Origin of the sequence: Streptomyces sp. Ru62 (assembly GCF_002920615.1) — a bacterium.
Classification (GTDB): domain Bacteria; phylum Actinomycetota; class Actinomycetes; order Streptomycetales; family Streptomycetaceae; genus Streptomyces.
Map to the genome: position 1 here is coordinate 40,178 of NZ_PQSU01000018.1, position 18,841 is coordinate 59,018.

Annotated in this window: 16 protein-coding genes and 1 riboswitch; of the genes, 13 read left to right on the top strand and 3 right to left on the bottom strand. The window is 71.5% G+C overall.

From position 1 onward, the window contains the following. Positions 1 to 108 precede the first annotated feature (108 nt). The 8 genes from shc to C3492_RS24415 all read left to right on the top strand — a co-directional run bounded on the left by shc (position 109) and on the right by C3492_RS24415 (position 9,099). Positions 109 to 2,139, top strand: coding sequence for a squalene--hopene cyclase (gene shc, locus C3492_RS24380; protein ID WP_103814020.1), 2,031 nt, complete (start codon positions 109 to 111; stop codon positions 2,137 to 2,139). Between the two features lies 1 nt (position 2,140). Further along, positions 2,141 to 2,782 (top strand): 1-hydroxy-2-methyl-2-butenyl 4-diphosphate reductase, encoded by a 642-nt coding sequence (locus C3492_RS24385; protein WP_103814022.1) that lies wholly within the window; start codon positions 2,141 to 2,143, stop codon positions 2,780 to 2,782. Between the two features lie 5 nt (positions 2,783 to 2,787). Then, positions 2,788 to 3,810, top strand: coding sequence for an adenosyl-hopene transferase HpnH (hpnH, locus tag C3492_RS24390; protein WP_103814024.1), 1,023 nt, complete (start codon positions 2,788 to 2,790; stop codon positions 3,808 to 3,810). A gap of 4 nt (positions 3,811 to 3,814) precedes the next feature. Further along, positions 3,815 to 4,942, top strand: coding sequence for a flavodoxin-dependent (E)-4-hydroxy-3-methylbut-2-enyl-diphosphate synthase (ispG, locus tag C3492_RS24395; protein ID WP_103814026.1), 1,128 nt, complete (start codon positions 3,815 to 3,817; stop codon positions 4,940 to 4,942). A 36-nt stretch (positions 4,943 to 4,978) separates the two neighbouring features. After that, positions 4,979 to 6,877, top strand: coding sequence for a 1-deoxy-D-xylulose-5-phosphate synthase (dxs, locus tag C3492_RS24400; protein WP_103814028.1), 1,899 nt, complete (start codon positions 4,979 to 4,981; stop codon positions 6,875 to 6,877). Beyond that, on the top strand, positions 6,874 to 8,259 hold the full coding sequence (locus C3492_RS24405) for an aspartate aminotransferase family protein (RefSeq protein WP_103814030.1): 1,386 nt from the start codon (positions 6,874 to 6,876) through the stop codon (positions 8,257 to 8,259). The genes dxs and C3492_RS24405 overlap by 4 nt, the downstream gene beginning before the upstream one ends. 91 nt (positions 8,260 to 8,350) lie before the next feature. Continuing rightward, entirely contained in the window at positions 8,351 to 8,980 is a 630-nt protein-coding gene (locus tag C3492_RS24410; protein ID WP_030646811.1) for a helix-turn-helix domain-containing protein, read from the top strand. Continuing rightward, on the top strand, positions 8,977 to 9,099 hold the full coding sequence (locus C3492_RS24415; RefSeq protein WP_037824369.1) for a DUF6126 family protein: 123 nt from the start codon (positions 8,977 to 8,979) through the stop codon (positions 9,097 to 9,099). Before C3492_RS24410 ends, C3492_RS24415 begins: the two co-directional genes overlap by 4 nt. A gap of 38 nt (positions 9,100 to 9,137) precedes the next feature. On the opposite strand, the gene C3492_RS24420 is transcribed toward C3492_RS24415, so the two are convergent. Next, entirely contained in the window at positions 9,138 to 9,935 is a 798-nt protein-coding gene (locus C3492_RS24420) for a tyrosine-protein phosphatase (RefSeq protein ID WP_103814032.1), read from the bottom strand. A gap of 172 nt (positions 9,936 to 10,107) precedes the next feature. Between C3492_RS24420 and C3492_RS24425 the strand changes: the two genes are divergently transcribed. The 3 genes from C3492_RS24425 to C3492_RS24435 all read left to right on the top strand — a co-directional run bounded on the left by C3492_RS24425 (position 10,108) and on the right by C3492_RS24435 (position 14,577). After that, entirely contained in the window at positions 10,108 to 12,183 is a 2,076-nt protein-coding gene (locus tag C3492_RS24425) for an alpha-galactosidase (protein WP_103814034.1), read from the top strand. Positions 12,184 to 12,454: 271 nt separating this feature from the next. After that, positions 12,455 to 12,647: riboswitch (cyclic di-AMP (ydaO/yuaA leader) on the top strand. 5 nt (positions 12,648 to 12,652) lie between these two features. Then, positions 12,653 to 13,564, top strand: coding sequence for a LysM peptidoglycan-binding domain-containing M23 family metallopeptidase (locus tag C3492_RS24430; protein WP_103814036.1), 912 nt, complete (start codon positions 12,653 to 12,655; stop codon positions 13,562 to 13,564). 227 nt (positions 13,565 to 13,791) lie between these two features. Continuing rightward, positions 13,792 to 14,577 (top strand): SGNH/GDSL hydrolase family protein, encoded by a 786-nt coding sequence (locus tag C3492_RS24435; protein ID WP_103814038.1) that lies wholly within the window; start codon positions 13,792 to 13,794, stop codon positions 14,575 to 14,577. Positions 14,578 to 14,691: 114 nt separating this feature from the next. On the opposite strand, the gene C3492_RS24440 is transcribed toward C3492_RS24435, so the two are convergent. Continuing rightward, on the bottom strand, positions 14,692 to 15,312 hold the full coding sequence (locus C3492_RS24440) for a TetR/AcrR family transcriptional regulator (protein WP_103814040.1): 621 nt from the start codon (positions 15,310 to 15,312) through the stop codon (positions 14,692 to 14,694). 56 nt (positions 15,313 to 15,368) lie between these two features. Further along, positions 15,369 to 16,547, bottom strand: a complete 1,179-nt coding sequence (locus C3492_RS24445; RefSeq protein ID WP_103814276.1) for a Glu/Leu/Phe/Val dehydrogenase dimerization domain-containing protein — start codon at positions 16,545 to 16,547, stop codon at positions 15,369 to 15,371. Between the two features lie 195 nt (positions 16,548 to 16,742). On the opposite strand from C3492_RS24445, the gene C3492_RS24450 reads away from it, so the two are divergent. Both C3492_RS24450 and C3492_RS44010 read left to right on the top strand, forming a co-directional pair. After that, positions 16,743 to 17,918: an MBL fold metallo-hydrolase gene (locus tag C3492_RS24450; RefSeq protein WP_181140529.1), complete on the top strand. Its 1,176-nt coding sequence runs from the start codon at positions 16,743 to 16,745 to the stop codon at positions 17,916 to 17,918. 218 nt (positions 17,919 to 18,136) lie between these two features. Beyond that, on the top strand, positions 18,137 to 18,808 hold the full coding sequence (locus tag C3492_RS44010) for a hypothetical protein (protein WP_107500675.1): 672 nt from the start codon (positions 18,137 to 18,139) through the stop codon (positions 18,806 to 18,808). The last annotated feature ends 33 nt before the right edge of the window (positions 18,809 to 18,841 follow it).

Consider the following 18,841-nt stretch of genomic DNA (forward strand, 5'->3'; position numbering starts at 1 on the left):
TGATGAGCCTCGCGTAGTCGCCGGCCGGTGTCTCCCCACGGATGAAGGACACCGGCCGACGGCGGACCCACAGCAGCACGACTCGCACGACTGCACGAAGGGGAAGCCATGACAGCGACGACCGACGGAAGCACCGGGGCGACCTTGCCGTCCCGGGCTGCCGCGGCCAGCGACACCACCCTCACCACCCCCGAGGCGGCCGGGGTACAAGAAGCCGCCGCGCGCGCCGCACGACGCGCCACCGACTTCCTGCTCTCCCGGCAGGACTCCGAGGGCTGGTGGAAGGGCGACCTGGAGACCAACGTCACCATGGACGCCGAGGACCTGCTGCTCCGTCAGTTCCTGAGCATCCAGGACGAGGAGACCACGCAGGCCGCCGCGAAGTTCATCCGCGGCGAACAGCGTGAGGACGGCACCTGGGCCACCTTCTACGGCGGCCCCGGCGAACTGTCCACCACCATCGAGGCGTACGTCGCCCTGCGCCTGGCCGGCGACGCGCCCGACGCCCCGCACATGGCGAAGGCGTCCGCCTGGATCCGTGAGCGCGGCGGCATCGCCGCCTCCCGCGTGTTCACCAGGATCTGGCTCGCCCTGTTCGGCTGGTGGAAGTGGGAGGACCTGCCCGAACTCCCCCCCGAGCTGATCTGGTTCCCCACCTGGATGCCGCTCAACATCTACGACTTCGGGTGCTGGGCCCGGCAGACCATCGTCCCGCTCACCATCGTCTCGGCCAAGCGCCCGGTGCGCCCCGCGCCCTTCCCGCTGGACGAACTGCACACCGACCCGGCCCGGCCCAACCCGCCCAGGCCCCTGGCCCCGCTGGCCAGTTGGGACGGCGCCTTCCAGCGCATCGACAAGGCGCTGCACCAGTTCCGCAAGGTCGCCCCGCGCAGGCTGCGCAAGGCCGCGATGAACGCGGCGGCCCGCTGGATCATCGAGCGGCAGGAGAACGACGGCTGCTGGGGCGGCATCCAGCCCCCGGCCGTGTACTCGATCATCGCCCTGCACCTGCTCGGCTACGACCTCCAGCACCCCGTGATGCGTGAGGGCCTCGCCTCGCTGGACCGTTTCGCCGTCTGGCGCGAGGACGGAGCCCGGATGATCGAGGCCTGCCAGTCCCCGGTCTGGGACACCTGCCTGGCCACCATCGCCCTCGTGGACGCCGGTCTGCCCGTCGACCACCCCCAACTGGTCAAGGCGGCCGACTGGATGCTCGGCGAGGAGATCGTCCGGCCCGGCGACTGGGCCGTGAAGCGTCCTGGACTGCCGCCGGGCGGCTGGGCGTTCGAGTTCCACAACGACAACTACCCGGACATCGACGACACCGCCGAGGTCGCTCTCGCGCTGCGCCGGGTGCGGCACCACGACCCGGAGCGCGTCGACAAGGCGATCGGCCGGGCCGTGCGCTGGAACCTCGGCATGCAGTCGAAGAACGGCGCCTGGGGCGCCTTCGACGTCGACAACACCAGCCCGTTCCCCAACCGGCTGCCGTTCTGCGACTTCGGCGAGGTCATCGACCCGCCGTCCGCGGACGTCACCGCGCACGTCGTGGAGATGCTCGCCGCCGAGGGCCTCGCCCACGACCCGCGCACCCGGCGCGGCATCGACTGGCTGCTCGCCGAACAGGAACCGGACGGCTCGTGGTTCGGCCGCTGGGGCGTCAACTACATCTACGGCACCGGCTCGGTGGTACCCGCGCTGACCGCGGCCGGACTGCCCGGCTCGCACCCGGCGATCCGGCGGGCCGTGTCCTGGCTGGAGAGCGTCCAGAACGACGACGGCGGCTGGGGCGAGGACCTGCGCTCCTACAAGTACGCCAAGGAGTGGAGCGGCCGGGGCGCCTCCACCGCCTCGCAGACCGCGTGGGCGCTGATGGCACTGCTCGCGGCGGGGGAGAAGGACTCCGAGGCCGTCGAGCGCGGCGTCCAGTGGCTCGCCCGGACCCAGCGCGAGGACGGCACCTGGGACGAGCCGTACTTCACCGGCACCGGCTTCCCCTGGGACTTCTCCATCAACTACCACCTGTACCGGCAGGTGTTCCCGCTCACCGCACTCGGCCGCTACCTGCACGGCGACCCCTTCGAGCGCAAGCTGCTCGCCAAGGCCAAGGCGGCCGCGTCACGGGTGACGGGGAGCTGACTTGAGCGACCAGCCCGCCCCGGCCCCGCTGCTGATCGCCTGCGCGCTCGGCATCGAGCACCTCGCCCTGCGCACCGGCGACAGGAGCGGGGCGGACGGGCCGTACACCGTCGTCCGCACGGGCATGGGCCCGAAGGCGGCGGAACGCTCCGTCGGCCGGCACCTCGCCGGTCCGGCGTCGGCCGGCACCGCCGTGCTGGCCACCGGTTTCTGCGCCGGGCTGGCCCCCGGCATGCACCCCGGCGACCTGGTCGTCGCCGAGGAGACCCGGGATCCGCGCGGGACCGTCCCGTGCGTGGGCACCGACCTGCTGGTCAAGGAACTCGTGCGGCTGCTGCCCGGACGCACGGTCCACACCGGCCCGCTCACCGGCTCCGACCACGTGGTGCGGGGGGCCGAGCGGTACGATCTGCTCGCCACCGGCGCGGTCGCGGTCGACATGGAGTCGGCGGCCACGCTGCGCACGGCCGTCCGCACGGGCGAGCGTCCGGTCGCGGCCGTCCGGGTCGTCGTGGACGCTCCGGAACACGAACTCGTCCGGATCGGCACGCTGCGCGGTGGAATATCAGCCTTCCGCGTTCTTCGTTCCATCCTTCCCTCATTTTTTGAATGGCACCGTTCTTTGCTGCTCCCTCGGAGGTGAGCCAGATGGCCATGCCGTTGCGCCAGTCCATCAAGGTCGCGACATACCTGGCTGAACAGAAGCTCCGCAGGCGGGACAAGTTCCCGCTCATCGTGGAGCTGGAACCGTTGTTCGCCTGCAATCTGAAGTGCGAGGGCTGCGGCAAGATCCAGCACCCGGCCGGTGTGCTCAAGCAGCGCATGCCGGTGGCCCAGGCCGTGGGCGCGGTGCTGGAGTCCGGTGCGCCGATGGTGTCCATCGCCGGTGGCGAACCATTGATGCACCCTCAGATCGACGAGATCGTGCGGCAGTTGGTGGCGAAACGGAAGTACGTCTTCCTGTGCACCAACGCGATGCTGCTGCGCAAGAAGATGGACAAGTTCACGCCCTCGCCCTACTTCGCGTTCGCCGTGCACATCGACGGGCTGCGGGAGCGGCACGACGAGTCCGTCGCGAAGGAAGGCGTCTTCGACGAGGCGGTGGAGGCCATCAAGGAGGCCAAGCGGCGCGGCTTCCGGGTGACCACCAACTCCACCTTCTTCAACACCGACACCCCGCAGACCATCATCGAGGTGCTCAACTTCCTCAACGACGACCTCAAGGTCGACGAGATGATGATCTCGCCCGCCTACGCCTACGAGAAGGCCCCCGACCAGGACCACTTCCTCGGTGTCGAGCAGACCCGCGAGCTGTTCCGGAAGGCTTTCGCGGGCGGCAACCGCAAGAAGTGGCGGCTCAACCACTCCCCGCTCTTCCTGGACTTCCTGGAGGGCAAGGTCGACTTCCCGTGCACCGCCTGGGCGATCCCGAACTACTCGCTCTTCGGCTGGCAGCGCCCCTGCTACCTGATGAGCGACGGGTACGTGCCGACGTACCGCGAACTCATCGAGAAGACCGACTGGGACAAGTACGGCCGCGGCAAGGACCCGCGCTGCGACAACTGCATGGCGCACTGCGGCTACGAGCCGACCGCCGTCCTCGCCACCATGGGCTCCCTGAAGGAGTCCCTGCGGGCGATGCGCGAGACCGTCTCCGGAAACCGGGAGTGAGGCGATGACCGCCGTTCCCTTGGGCGTTCCCGGGGTACCGGCCCGTCCGGTCGCGCCGCGACGGCAGTCGCGGCAGATCCACGTCGGGCCGGTGGCGGTCGGGGGCGGAGCCCCGGTGTCGGTGCAGTCCATGACGACGACCCGCACGTCGGACATCGGCGCCACCCTGCAGCAGATAGCGGAACTCACCGCGTCCGGCTGCCAGATCGTCCGCGTCGCCTGCCCCACGCAGGACGACGCGGACGCCCTCGCCACCATCGCCCGCAAGTCGCAGATCCCGGTGGTCGCGGACATCCACTTCCAGCCGAAGTACGTGTTCGCCGCCATCGAGGCCGGCTGTGCGGCGGTGCGCGTGAACCCGGGCAACATCAAGCAGTTCGACGACAAGGTCAAGGAGATCGCCAGGGCCGCCAAGGACCACGGCACGCCGATCCGGATCGGCGTCAACGCCGGTTCGCTGGACCGGCGGCTGCTCCAGAAGTATGGCAAGGCGACCCCGGAGGCCCTGGTCGAGTCGGCCCTGCGGGAGGCATCGCTCTTCGAGGAGCACGACTTCCGCGACATCAAGATCTCCGTCAAGCACAACGACCCGGTCGTGATGATCGAGGCGTACCGGCAGCTCGCCGAACAGTGCGACTACCCGCTGCACCTGGGCGTCACGGAGGCCGGTCCCGCCTTCCAGGGCACGATCAAGTCGGCCGTCGCCTTCGGAGCGTTGCTGTCCCGGGGCGTCGGGGACACCATCCGGGTGTCGCTGAGCGCGCCGCCCGCCGAGGAGGTCAAGGTCGGCATCCAGATCCTCCAGTCGCTGGGGCTGCGGCAGCGGCGCCTGGAGATCGTCTCCTGTCCGTCCTGCGGCCGGGCCCAGGTGGACGTGTACAAGCTCGCCGAGGAGGTCACCGCCGGGCTGGACGGCATGGAAGTGCCGCTCAGGGTGGCGGTGATGGGGTGTGTGGTCAACGGTCCGGGCGAGGCCCGGGAGGCCGACCTCGGAGTTGCCTCGGGCAACGGAAAGGGCCAGATCTTCGTCAAGGGCGAGGTCGTCAAGACCGTCCCCGAGTCGAAGATCGTGGAGACCCTCATCGAGGAGGCCATGAAGCTCGCCGAGCGGACGAGCCCCGCAGACAGTTGAGTTGAGGCAAGGCACGGACCGAGAGGGGGCCCTAGCGTGACGATTCTGGAGAAGATCCGGGGACCACGCGACCTGAAGGCGCTGTCCGAGGCGGAACTCGGTGAACTGTCCGAGGAGATACGTGACTTCCTGGTGCACGCGGTGTCGAGGACCGGCGGTCACCTCGGCCCCAACCTGGGGGTCGTGGAACTGACCGTCGCGCTCCACCGGGTCTTCGAGTCACCGGCCGACCGCATCCTGTGGGACACCGGCCACCAGAGCTACGTGCACAAGCTCCTGACCGGCCGTCAGGACTTCTCCAAGCTGCGCGGCAAGGGCGGACTGTCCGGCTACCCCTCACGCGAGGAGTCCGAGCACGACGTCATCGAGAACAGCCACGCCTCCACCGCGCTCGGCTGGGCCGACGGGCTCGCCAAGGCCCACCAGGTGCTGGGGGAGAAGGGCCATGTGGTCGCGGTCATCGGCGACGGCGCGCTGACCGGCGGCATGGCCTGGGAGGCGCTCAACAACATCGCGGCGGCCAAGGACCGGCCGCTGATCATCGTCGTCAACGACAACGAGCGGTCGTACGCCCCCACCATCGGCGGCCTCGCCAACCACCTGGCCACCCTGCGCACCACCGACGGCTACGAGAAGGTCCTCGCCTGGGGCAAGGAGGTGCTCCAGCGCACCCCCGTCGTCGGCAGCACCCTCTACGAGTCCCTGCACGGCGCGAAGAAGGGCTTCAAGGACGCCTTCGCCCCGCAGGGCATGTTCGAGGACCTGGGCCTGAAGTACCTCGGCCCGATCGACGGCCATGACATCGGCGCCGTCGAGTCCGCGCTGCGCCGCGCGAAACGCTTCCACGGCCCCGTCCTGGTCCACTGCCTCACCGAGAAGGGCCGCGGCTACGAGCCCGCCCTCGCGCACGAGGAGGACCACTTCCACACCGTCGGCGTGATGGACCCGCTCACCTGTGCACCGCTCGCCCCGGCGGGCGGCCCCTCCTGGACCTCGGTGTTCGGCGAGGAGATCGTCAAGATCGGCGAGGAGCGCGAGGACGTCGTGGCGATCACGGCGGCCATGCTGCACCCGGTCGGCCTCGGGAAGTTCGCCGAGCGCTTCCCGGACCGGGTCTGGGACGTGGGCATCGCCGAGCAGCACGCGGCCGTCTCCGCGGCCGGCCTCGCGACCGGCGGGCTGCACCCGGTCGTCGCCGTCTACGCCACCTTCCTCAACCGGGCCTTCGACCAGCTCCTGATGGACGTCGCCCTGCACCGCTGCGGGGTCACCTTCGTCCTGGACCGGGCCGGCGTCACCGGCGTCGACGGACCCTCCCACAACGGCATGTGGGACATGTCCGTCCTCCAGGTCGTCCCGGGCCTCAGGATCGCCGCCCCCCGCGACGCCGACCAGCTGCGCGCCCAGCTGCGCGAGGCGGTCGCCGTGGACGACGCGCCCACCCTGGTCCGCTTCCCGAAGGAGTCCGTCGGCCCGGCTGTCCCGGCACTCGACCACGTCGGCGGCATGGACGTCCTGCACCGCGCCGAACACCCCCAGGTGCTGCTGGTGGCCGTCGGTGTGATGGCCTCCGTGTGCCTCCAGGCCGCCGAGCTGCTCGAAGCCCGCGGGATCGGCTGCACGGTGGTGGACCCGCGCTGGGTCAAGCCGGTCGACCCCGCGCTGCCGGGCCTGGCGGCCGAGCACCGCCTGGTCGCCGTGGTCGAGGACAACAGCCGGGCCGCGGGCGTCGGTTCCGCGGTGGCGCTGACCCTCGGCGACGCCGACGTGGACGTGCCGGTGCGGCGGTTCGGCATCCCGGAGCAGTTCCTCCCGCACGCCAAACGCAGCGAGGTGCTGGCCGACATCGGTCTCACGCCCGTCGAGATCGCCGGGCGGATCAGCGCCAGCCTGGCCGTCAAGGACGTCGGCGGCGCAGTCAAGGAGAGTGAATGACCACCGAGTTCGACCTCGGCGCCCTGCTCGCCGAGCGCGGAGCCGAGCGCTACGAGCTGCACGCGAAGCACCTCAACCCGCAGCTCCCGCGCATGCTGCACACCATCGGCTTCGACAAGGTCTACGAGCGTGCCGAGGGAGCGCACTTCTTCGACGCGGAGGGCAACGACTACCTGGACATGCTCGCCGGGTTCGGTGTGATGGGCCTCGGCCGCCACCACCCGGTCGTCCGCAAGGCGCTGCACGACGTCCTGGACCTGGACCTCGCCGACCTCACCCGCTTCGACTGCCAGCCGCTGCCCGGCCTGCTCGCCGAGCGGCTGCTGGCGCACAGCCCGCACCTGGACCGGGTCTTCTTCGGCAACAGCGGCACCGAGGCGGTGGAGACGGCCCTGAAGTTCGCCCGGTACGCCACCGGCAAGCCACGCGTCCTGTACTGCGACCACGCCTTCCACGGCCTGACCACCGGCTCCCTCTCGGTCAACGGTGAGAGCGGCTTCCGCGACGGCTTCGCCCCGCTGCTGCCCGACACCGCCGTACCGCTCGGGGATCTCGACGCCCTGGCGCGGGAGTTGATGAAGGGCGACGTCGCCGCGCTGATCGTGGAGCCGATCCAGGGCAAGGGCGTGCACGAGGCGCCGCCCGGCTATCTGCGGGCCGCTCAGGAGCTGCTGCACCGGCACAAGGCGCTGCTCATCGCCGACGAGGTGCAGACCGGCCTCGGCCGCACCGGTGACTTCTACGCCTACCAGCACGAGGACGGCGTCGAACCCGACCTGGTGTGCGTCGCCAAGGCACTGTCCGGCGGCTATGTGCCCGTCGGCGCCACCCTCGGCAAGGAGTGGATCTTCAAGAAGGTCTACTCGTCCATGGACCGGGTGCTGGTGCACTCGGCGAGCTTCGGCTCCAACGCCCAGGCCATGGCGTGCGGGCTCGCCGTGCTGTCGGTCATGGAGAACGAGCAGATCGTCGCCGGCGTGCGCCGGACGGGCGAACTGCTGAAGTCCCGGCTCACCGCACTGATCGACACGTACGAACTGCTCGCCGACGTCCGGGGCCGGGGCCTGATGATCGGCATCGAGTTCGGCAAGCCGTCCTCACTGAAGCTGCGCAGCCGCTGGACCATGCTCCAGGCGGCCCGCAAGGGACTGTTCGCCCAGATGGTCGTCGTACCGCTGCTGCAGAAGCACCGCATCCTCACCCAGGTCTCCGGTGACCATCTGGAGGTGATCAAGCTCATTCCGCCACTGGTCATCGACGAGGCCGACGTGGACCGCTTCGTGGACGCCTTCGCCGCGGTCATGGACGACGCGCACAGCGGCGGCGGCCTGATGTGGGACTTCGGCAAGACCTTGATCAAGCAGGCGGTGGCCAACCGCTGACGGTGGCGCCCACGGGCGCCGCTGCTCCCCCGGTCTTTGCCTCTGAGGCAAGAAAATTGCCTCACGGGCAAGACTGGGGCTGAATGGAGGCATGAACGCCTCAGACGCCGCGCCGGCGGCGGGCTCGGCTCCGGACGACGGCCTCCCCGCCGTCGCGCCGCAGCTCCGTGCCCTGCGCCGGCGCGCCGGCCTCACGCTGGAGGCCGCGGCCCGCGCCGCCGGTCTCTCTCCGGCCCACCTCTCCCGGCTGGAGACCGGGCAGCGCCAGCCGTCGCTGCCGATGCTGCTCGCGCTCGCCCGTATCTACGGTACGACCGTCTCCGAACTGCTCGGTGAGACGGTCGGCGACCGGGACGCGATCGTGCGGGCCGCCGACATGGAGCCGACCCGCGCGGGCGGGTGGACGTACGTCCAGGCCGGGGCGCCCGGCCGCGGCATGCAGGCCCTGCGGGTGCGGGTGCCGCACGGTTCGCAGGGCGACATCGTGCGCGTCCACCCCGGTGAGGAGTGGCTCTACGTCCTCAAGGGGCGCCTGCGCCTGCGCCTCGGCGACACCGCGCACCTGTTGGGGCCCGGTGACAGCGCGCACTTCGACTCGCTCACCCCGCACCGCCTCGCCGCCGAAGACCACGACGGCGTGGAGCTGCTGTTCGTCCACACCCTGCTGCAGAGCCCCACGGCCACGCTGTGCCTGGGCCCGCTGACCGGAGAGCTGCCATGAGCAACTTCGAGGAGAAGTTCCCCCGATCCCTGTGGATCCGGCTGATCATCTACATCGCCCTCGGGCACGTCCTGGCCGCGTTCCTCTACCTGCTGTTCGCGTTGGGCGGCAAGGGATAGGGGCATGAGGGCGGAACCAGCCGGCCGGCGTCCTCCCGTCAGTCCAGCAGACGGACGCGCAGCCGCTCGCGGGAGTCGGAGGAGAGGCCGAGGCCCCGCGCCAGATAGGTGTCGACGTCGCCCCAGGTCTCCTCGATGCTCGCGAAGGCCGCCTCCAGGTACTCGGCGCGGGCGTCGAAGAGGGGGTTGAGCAGTTCCATCACCTCGGGCGTGTACGCGGTGTCCGCGCTGCCGCTGCGGCGAACCTTGTAGCGGCGGTGGGCGGCGCCCGACTCCAGGTAGTCGGCGACGATCGCGTCCCGCTCCACTCCGAGAGCGAGGAGCGTGACGGCCATGGAGATGCCCGCGCGGTCCTTGCCCGCCGCGCAGTGCATCAGCGCGGGCACGCTGTCGTCGGCCAGCGCGTGCAGCACGCGCGCGTGCTCGGCGGTGCGCTCCGTGACGATCTTCCGGTAGGAGGCGATCATCCGGGCCGCGCCCTTGCCGTCGTCCAGGATCGCGCGCAGCTGGTCGAGGTCGCCGTCGCGGACCATCTTCCAGAACTCGGCGCCGTCCGCCGGGTCGCTCAGCGGCAGGTTCACGTTCCGCACGCCGGGCAGCTCGACGTCCGGCCCCTCCAGCTTCTGGTCGGCCGCGTTGCGGAAGTCGAAGATCGTGTGCAGGCCCAGGGAGGAGAGGAAGGCCGCGTCCTCCTCCGTCGCGTGCGCCAGGTGACCGCTGCGGAACAGCACGCCGTACCGCACCCGCCGCCCGTCCGTGGTCGGCAGCCCGCCCACGTCACGGAAATTGCGCACTCCGGCCAGCTCCGGCTCGGTCGACGGGACCTGCTGCGTCACGGGGGCTCCTCCCGGTCGGTCCCCGCCGTCGCGGCTCGTCGGCGGGCGCTGAGTCGACCATACGGCATCGATTTCCTCGGGCAATGAGTTGTACATAGGCATTGTCAGAGGGGTCCGTGGCCCTTGATGATGTTGGCACTTGAGCGGATCTGTTGGCACCTGTGAGGTCTCGATGGTGGACATCGCCGAAAACGGTCGTACGTGGCTCCTGTCGGGCCCCAGCAGCAGCTATGCCCTGCATCTCACCGACGCGGACGAGCTGCTCCATCTGCACTGGGGGCCACGGATCGCCCTCGCCGACGCCGAGGCGCTCGCGGTGAGCCCGCTGCCCGGCTACTGGCCCTTCGAGTCCCCGCTCGACGGCCGGGAGGAGTACCCCGTCGAGGGCGGCCCCCGCTTCGTCCGCCCCGCGCTGTCCGTGCGCACCGAGGAGCGGCGCGGCACCGAGTGGCGCTTCGTGGCGTACGACACCGCGCAGGACGACGAGCTGCGGCTGCGCTTCGACGACGACGGCGTGGCGATCACCCTGCACTACCGGATGCGCGGCGACGTCGTGGAGCGCTGGGTGACCGTCGAGAACGGCGGCCACGCGCGCGTGGAGCTGCTGCGGGCCGACGCGGCCACCTGGACCCTGCCCGACCGCGAGGGCTGGCGGCTGTCCCAGCTGCACGGCCGCTGGGCCGCCGAGTCCCGGCTCACCACCGCCCCCCTCACCTACGGCGAGAAGGTCATCGGCAGCCGCCGCGGCCACACCGGCCACCAGCACCTGCCCTGGGTCGCCCTCGACACCGACGCCACCGAGGAGCGCGGCGAGGTCTACGGCTGTGCGCTCGGCTGGTCCGGCTCCTGGCGCATCGCGGTCGCCCAGCTCCCGGACGCGCGCGTGCAGATCACCGGCGGCGCCGGTTACGACGACTCGGGCCTGCTGCTCCTCGCGCCCGGGGAGTCGTACACCACCCCGGTCTTCGCGGGGCTGTGGAGCGACGGCGGCTTCGGCGGCGCGAGCCGGGCCTGGCACGCCTACCAGCGGGCGTACGTCATCCCGGACGCCGAGCGGGACCGGCCCGTGCTGTTCAACTCCTGGGAGGCCACCTTCTTCGACATCTCCGAGGAGCAGCAGCTCGCGCTCGCCCGCCGGGCCGCCGAGATCGGGATCGAGCTGTTCGTCGTCGACGACGGCTGGTTCGGCACGCGCATCAGCGACCGCGCCGGCCTCGGCGACTGGACACCCAACCCCGACCGCTTCCCGCACGGCCTCAAGCCGCTCGCCGACCAGGTGCACGGGCTCGGCATGCAGTTCGGCATCTGGGTCGAGCCCGAGATGGTCAACCCGGACAGCGACCTGTACCGGGCCCACCCGGACTGGGTGCAGTACCAGCCGGGACGCAAGCGGACGGAGCTGCGCAACCAGCTCGTTCTCAACCTCGCGCGCGAGGACGTCCAAGAGTACCTGTGGGAGCAGTTGGACACCCTGCTGTCCAGCGCCCCCATCGACTATGTGAAGTGGGACTTCAACCGCTGCTTCACCGACGCCGGCTGGCCCGGGGAGCCGTACCCGCAGCGCCTGTGGGTGGACCACGTCCGCGCCCTGTACGCCCTGCTGGACCGGCTGCGGGCCGCGCACCCCGGGGTCGCCTTCGAGTCCTGCTCGGGCGGCGGAGGCCGGATCGACCTCGGCGTGCTCGGCCGCACCGACCAGGTGTGGACCTCCGACAACACCGACCCGCTGGACCGGCTCGCCATCCAGCACGGCTTCACGCACATCCACCCCGCGCGCGTGATGGCGGCCTGGGTCACCGACAGCCCGAACACCCAGCTCAACGGGCGGGTCAGCTCGCTGCGCTTCCGGTTCGTCAGCGCCATGGCGGGCGTGCTCGGGGTCGGCGGCGACCTGACGGAGTGGAGCGCGGAGGAGCTGGCCGAGGCCCGGCGGTGGGTGGAGCTGTACAAGGAGATCCGCCCGGTCGTGCAGCACGGAGAGTTGTACCGGCTGCGGCCTCCGGCAGGAGGTCTGAGCGCCGTGCAGTACGTCCGCGGGCAGGAGACCGTCGTCCTCGCCTGGCTGCAGGCCCAGAGCTACGGCGAGCCGGTACCGGCGGTGCGGCTGCGCGGGCTCGACCCGACGGCATCGTACGAATGCCGCGAAACGGGCGAAGTGCACCGCGGCGCCGTACTGCTGCACCACGGGCTGCGCACCGGGCTCAAGGGTGACCTGGATGCGACGGTCATCCGACTGCGCCGCATCTGACTTTTCTGTCCGAATTGGCGCCTTCATTCCAACTCGCCGCGGAATGAGGGCCCCAGGGAAAGCGGTGCGTGAGGAGGGTCATATCCGTGACCGTCCGTCGCGCGTCATGTCCACGTAATTCCGTTGCGAAAAAAGGCGAATTGAAGGGGAGAAGGGGGCGGGAATTCACGGTCGGTGACCGTGGATTCCCGTATCCGATCATCCGGAACCGGAACAACGGGAACCGACTGCTTGTTTCCGCGCGTCCTGCTCGCTTACGTTCGCCACCGACCCGGGCGGAACGCCGAATCCTGCCGCCGTCCGGATTCCCCACACATGACCCGCGTCGGCAGGAGCGGGGGACCCACCAGGTACGACGGCCTGTCCGGTCTCCGCGACAGGCCAGGGGTGCAGCCGTGCCTCGCACGGCCGGGCAGCTCCAGCCCGAACCCGACAGCTCACCTCGCAGGCGCCGGAGAGGAATTGCGCCATGCCTGCCAAGGGTAAGCACCGACGTCCCAAGACCCCGCGTTTTTCCCGCTCCCTCGCCGTCGCCGGAACCGGCGGCGCCGCCCTGGCCCTGCCCCTCCTCGGGGCCACCGGAGCGCACGCCGCGCCCCCCGCGCACTCCGCCCCCGGAACGGCCGTACGCAACCTTTCCGACGCGGTGGAGAAGACCGCCGCGCAGCAGGACGCGGGCGTGCGCACCTACACCGTGCGCAGCGGCGACTGCCTCGCGACGATCGCCCGGGACCAGCATGTCAGCGGCGGCTGGCAGCGGCTCTACGACGACAACCGGCAGGCCGTCGGCGCCGACCCCGGCCTCATCCACCCGGGCCTGAAGCTCAGCATCGGCGGGAAGGCCGCGCCGGCCACCGCGCAGCCGGCGACCCCCGAGTCCACCGAGCCGGCTGCCCCGAAGCCCACCGAGTCCGCCGCGCCGGAGGCCACCCGGCAGGCCGCGCCGAAGCCCGCCGCCCAGCCGGCCTCCGCCGGTTACACCCTTCCGGTGGCCGGCGCCACCGTCGGCACCGGCTACCACGTCGCCGGCAGCATGTGGTCCAGCGGCCACCACACCGGCGTCGACTTCGTCGTCCCGGCCGGCACCCCCCTCAAGGCCGTCGCCGCGGGCACCGTCGTCTCCGCGGGCTGGGGTGGCGCGTACGGCAACCAGGTCGTCATCAAGCTGAACGACGGCTACTACGCCCAGTACGGCCACCTCTCCCAGCTCTCCGTCTCCGCCGGCCAGACCGTGACCGCCGGCCAGCAGGTCGGTCTGTCCGGCGCCACCGGCAACGTCACCGGCCCGCACCTGCACTTCGAGATCCGCACCACGCCGGACTACGGCTCGGACGTCGACCCGGTCGCCTACCTCCGCTCGCACGGCGTCGCCGTCGGCTGACGCCCGCCCTCCTCGCGCCACCTGCCCGCCACGCTGCCGAAGGCCGGACCCACGATCCCCGGGTCCGGCCTTCGGTGTACCGTGCAGCTTCTATTCCTGGCTTTGCGAACTATTTAGAAGTGGCTCATCTCACCATTCGTCAAGCCCTGCTTACGGTCGCGTAGGTCACATCCGAAGGTGAATCATGGTCCGACGTGGCAGACGATTCGAAGAGTGACAGCAGATCAGTGATCGGGTCGTACGTGGCGGTGGGGGACAGCTTCACCGAGGGCGTCGGCGACCCCGGCCCCGACGGGGCGTTCGTGGGCTGGGCCGACCGGTTCGCGGTGCTCCTCGCCGACCGGCGTCCCGAGGGCGACTTCCAGTACACCAACCTCGCCGTGCGCGGAAAGCTGCTGGACCAGATCGTGGCCGACCAGGTGCCGCAGGCCATCGCCCTGGCCCCGGACCTGGTCTCCTTCTGTGCGGGCGGCAACGACATCATCCGCCCCGGCACCGACCCCGACGAGGTGGCCGAGCGCTTCGAACGCGCCGTGGCCCGGCTGACGGAGGCCGCCGGCACCGTGATGGTGACGACCGGGTTCGACACCCGGGGCGTTCCCGTCCTCAAGCATCTCCGCGGCAAGATCGCCACCTACAACGGGCATGTCCGTGCCATCGCCGACCGGTACGGCTGCCCCGTCCTCGACCTGTGGTCCCTCAAGTCCGTGCAGGACCGCAGAGCCTGGGACAACGACCGGCTGCACCTCTCGCCCGAGGGGCACACGCGCGTGGCGCTGCGCGCGGGACAGGCCCTCGGTCTGGACGTCCCGGCCGATCCGGAGCAGCCGTGGCCGCCGCTGCCGCCCCGGGGCACGCTGGAGGTCCGCCGCGACGACGTCCAGTGGGCCCGGGAGTACCTCGTCCCCTGGATCGGCCGACGGCTGCGCGGTGAGTCCTCGGGCGACCACGTGACCGCCAAGGGCACCCTGTCGCCGGACGACATCAAGATGCGGATCGCTCCGGTGGCCTGACCCCCCCGACCCGCCGTCCGCCACGGCCCGTGCCGGCACCACCGGCGCGGGCCGTGGCGTTCCGGGCGCGGAACGCACCCCCTCCGCGCGGCGGCTTCCGGCAGGGCCCGATCGTCAGCGTTGCCTGTCGGCCAACGCCTCCCGTTCCAGGCCCAGTTCGCGAGCGAGAGCGTCGTCCACCCACTCCTGCGCCCGGGACCGGGGCACCGCGCCCGGGTACGACGTGAGCTGTACCGCCAGCCCGTCCAGCAGCGCGGTCAGCCGCAGTGCCGTGCCGGCCGGGTCCGCACAGGCGAACTCACCGGCCGCCACGCCCTCGGCGATGACGTCCGCGATCGCCGCCTTCCACTGCTCGTCCAGCTCCCGGGTGACCTCCCGCAGGGCGGGCTCGCGCAGGGACACGGCCCAGCCCTCGATCCACAGCCGCCAGCCCTTCGCCTGCCCGGTCGGCGCGTACCAGCGCACCGCCGACCGCAGCCGGCGCAGCGCGGTGGTCCGCCGGCCCAGCAGCTTGCGCAGGCGCGCGAGGTCGTCCTCGGCCGCGTAGGTGAACGCGGCGGCGACCAGCTTCTCCTTGGTGGAGAAGTGGTACAGCACCAGCGCGTTGCTCACACCGAGGGTCGCGGCCACGTCGGCGATCCTGACCGCCGCCACGCCCCGCGCCTCGATCTGCTCGATGGCCGCCCGCAGCAGCTCCTCCCGCCGCTCGGCCACGCTCAACCGCACTCTCGCCACGCGGTCACCCTAGTCGTTGACCCCGTTGCCGCCGAAGCCGTCGCGTGGCAGGCCCGTCACCGGTACCACCCGAACCGTTCCGCGATCACCGGCAACCGGTCGGCCGCCAGGGCGTGCGCGGCCGCGCGCGGGGTCGTACCGTCGGCCTCCGCGCGGTCCAGCATCCGGCCGGTCAGGGCGCGCATCGAGCGCCGGATGTGCCCGAACGCCTCGTCGGCGTCCGCGCCGATGTCGCCGAACAGGGTCCACCACCACCAGGCGTTCGTCGCGGAGTTGACCACCACGTCCGGCAGCACCGTCACCCCGCGCGCGGTCAGCAGCGCCTCCGCCCCGGGCACGACGGGCATGTTGGCGGCCTCGACGATCCAACGCGCCCGGACCCGGTCCTGGTTCGCACGGTCGACGGCGTACGACACGGCGGCCGGCACCAGCACCTCCGCCTCCACGGACAGCCAGGCGTCGCCGGGCAGTTCGCGGTCGCCGGGGCGCAGCGCGCCGCGGTCCACGGTGCCGTAGCCGTCCCGCGCCGCCAGCAGCGCCTCGACGTCGAGCCCCGCCGGGTTGGCGATCGTGCCCTTGATGTCGGCGACGGCCACGACCGTCAGACCCGCGCGCGCGAGGAAGCGCGCGGTGGCCCCGCCCATCGTGCCGAGACCCTGCACGGCGACCCGGGTGCCCGGATACGGCACCGCCGCCCGGTCCAGGGCCGTCAGCACCGACTCGGCGACCCCGCAGCCGCCCGCCAGCTCGTCCAGGCCGATGCCGTCCACCTCCACCGCGAAGGCGTCCGCAAGCCGTTTGCGGGCCGTCGCCTCGTCGTCCAGCAGCGGATAGACCGCCTGGACCGAGGAGACCAGGCCCGCCTCGGCCGCCGCGCGGTCCACCAGCTCCTGGGTGAGACCCAGGTCCTCGCCGGTGGTCCAGCAGCTCTCCACGTACGGCCGCATCGCGCGCAGATAGCGGACGAGGAGCCCGTACGCCTCCGGGTCCCGGGGGTCGCAGTCGATGCCGCCCTTGGCGCCGCCGAGCGGGATGTAGCGGCCCTCGGGGTCGTAGTGCAGGGCCTCCTTCATCGTCATGCCGCGGGCGAGCCCCGCCACCTCCTCCAGCGTGCAGCCGGGCCGCATCCGCAGCCCGCCGCTCGCCACGCCCCGCACCAGCCGGTCCACGACCAGGAAGCCCTGGCGGCCGGTGACGTGGTCGGTCCAGACGAGCGACAGCAGGGGGGTGGTCATCGGGGTGGTCATGGGGTTTCCTCGGGAGAGCGATGAGGTGATCACCTGAACGGCGAGTCAGTATCCGGAGCCGGTCCGGACCCTGTCAACGCGCTGAACGGATGTTCAGTAGCGGGCGGGCGCGCCCCTCCGTGGCCCCGCCACCGGCCGGGCCGACCATAATGGGGGACCTCATCCACTCCACCGGGAGGTACCGTGACCGGTCTGCGTTCCGCGAGCTCCGGGCTCCGCGCGCTGCGGCCCGCTGCGTTCGGAGCGGACCCGGGGGGTGAGCGCATGGCACGCATCCGCCGCTCGCCGCACTTCAAGGACGGCGTCTTCCAGAACCCCGGCGGCCCCGCCCGCACCCGGCCCTCCGGATCCTCGCTGGACCTCGCCAAGGTGTTCCTGGACAAGGACACCCGGCCGCTGCGCGCCCCCAAGGGCACCGTCCCGGTGCACCCCACGACCTTCGCCGACCTGGCCAAGCCGCCCGCCACCGGACTGCGGCTGACCTGGATGGGCCACTCCAGCGTGCTCGCCGAGATCGACGGCCACCGGGTCCTGTTCGACCCGGTCTGGGGCGAGCGCTGCTCCCCGTTCCCCTTCGCCGGGCCCAAGCGGCTCCACCCGGTGCCGCTGCCGCTGGCCGCACTCGGCCCGGTCGACGTCGTCGTCATCTCGCACGACCACTACGACCACCTGGACCTGCCCAGCATCAAGGCGCTGGCCGACACGGACACCCTGTTCGCCGTGCCGCTCGGCGTCGGTGCCCACCTCGAACACTGGGGCGTCTCCCCGGACCGGCTGCGCGAACTGGACTGGCACGAGTCCACCCGGGTCGGCGGCCTCACCCTCACCGCCACCCCGGCCCGCCACTTCTGCGGCCGGGGCCTGCGCAACACCCAGCACACCCTCTGGGCGTCCTGGGCCGTCGCCGGCGAGGAACACCGGATCTACCACAGCGGCGACACCGGCTACTTCGACGGCTTCAAGGACATCGGCGCCGCGCACGGCCCGTTCGACGCCACGATGATCCAGATCGGGGCGTACAGCGAGTTCTGGCCCGACATCCACATGACCCCCGAGGAGGGCCTGCGCGCCCACCTCGACCTCCAGGGCGGCGCGCCGCACGGCGTCCTGCTGCCCATCCACTGGGGCACCTTCAACCTCGCCCCGCACCCGTGGGCCGAACCGGGGGAGTGGACGAAGGAGGCCGCCGAGGAGGCCGGCCAGGCGGTGGCCCTGCCCCGGCCGGGCGAGCCCTTCGAACCCGCCGGCAAGCTGCCGGCCGAGGCGTGGTGGCGCAGCGCGTCGGGGGACGTGCGGCGCACCTGGCGCTCGGTCGGAGCGTTCGTCGCGGAGCCGCCCGCGCGCGGCACCGGCGGCTGAGCCGACTCGGCCGACCGCGCCGAGCGACCCCACCGCGCTGACCATCTACCGCACCTTCGTCTCCTGGACCCTCGCCTGCCTCCTCGTGGACAAGCGCCAGGCCGTGGACAACCCCGAGGAACCGGACCCCGTGCTGCGCCTCGGCCTGCACCGGCTGCCCGCCGGCGACTATCGGCGGGCTCGCTCGCCCCTACCCGCGCACCCGCTGGTTCGTCGACGTGCACAGCTACTCCGAGGACATGCTGACCGTCTGGGGCGACGACGAGAACCAGTCCCACGACTCGTCCCAGAACTTCCTCAACGCCGTCCACGGCCATCAGCGCGGCCTCGGCGCGGACACCTATGCGGAATACCTCCCGAAGTCCGACGCCGACGACGCCGTCGTGCTCGCCGAACAGTTCTGCGCGGCCCTGCACGGCGTACGCGGCCGCACCTACCGTCCGATGTCCGGCTACCACCTCTACCCGACCTGCGGAACCAGTGACGACTACGCCTACTCCCGGCACATCGTCGACGAGCGGAAGGGCAAGATCCTCGGCTTCACCATCGAGCGGGCGACGCGACCGGCGGCTTCCACCCGCCGTGGACCGAGATGGAGCGGATCATCCTGGACGTCGACGCCGGACTCGTCCGGTTCTGTCTCACGGCACTCACCTGAGAGCGGTACGGGCGCCTGCGGAGAACACGAACCCAGGTACACCAGTCCGCTCGGCCCCTCGCCGGTCAAGGCCAAAGCGAACACTTTGAGTGATGGCCGGGGGCGGGTCCGCCTGGACGGGGGCCCGGAGGTCGGCGTGGCGGAGGCTCCGGGAGCGTTCTTCACGCGCGCGTGCGCCGCGCGGAGGAAGGGACTGGTGGTGTGGGGGATCGGCCGATCGTTCCGTTCCTGACCACTGGTGACCAGGTCAGATCGTTCCTGGCTT

Coding starts and splice junctions, on each gene's coding strand:
- hpnH (WP_103814024.1), top strand. CDS start 2,788: ATGGCCATGCCGTTGCGCCAGTCCATCAAGGTCGCGACATACCTGGCT.
- shc (WP_103814020.1), top strand. CDS start 109: ATGACAGCGACGACCGACGGAAGCACCGGGGCGACCTTGCCGTCCCGG.
- C3492_RS24430 (WP_103814036.1), top strand. CDS start 12,653: ATGCCTGCCAAGGGTAAGCACCGACGTCCCAAGACCCCGCGTTTTTCC.
- C3492_RS24425 (WP_103814034.1), top strand. CDS start 10,108: ATGGTGGACATCGCCGAAAACGGTCGTACGTGGCTCCTGTCGGGCCCC.
- C3492_RS24415 (WP_037824369.1), top strand. CDS start 8,977: ATGAGCAACTTCGAGGAGAAGTTCCCCCGATCCCTGTGGATCCGGCTG.
- C3492_RS24410 (WP_030646811.1), top strand. CDS start 8,351: ATGAACGCCTCAGACGCCGCGCCGGCGGCGGGCTCGGCTCCGGACGAC.
- ispG (WP_103814026.1), top strand. CDS start 3,815: ATGACCGCCGTTCCCTTGGGCGTTCCCGGGGTACCGGCCCGTCCGGTC.
- C3492_RS24445 (WP_103814276.1), bottom strand. CDS start 16,547: ATGACCACCCCCCTGCTGTCGCTCGTCTGGACCGACCACGTCACCGGC.
- C3492_RS24405 (WP_103814030.1), top strand. CDS start 6,874: ATGACCACCGAGTTCGACCTCGGCGCCCTGCTCGCCGAGCGCGGAGCC.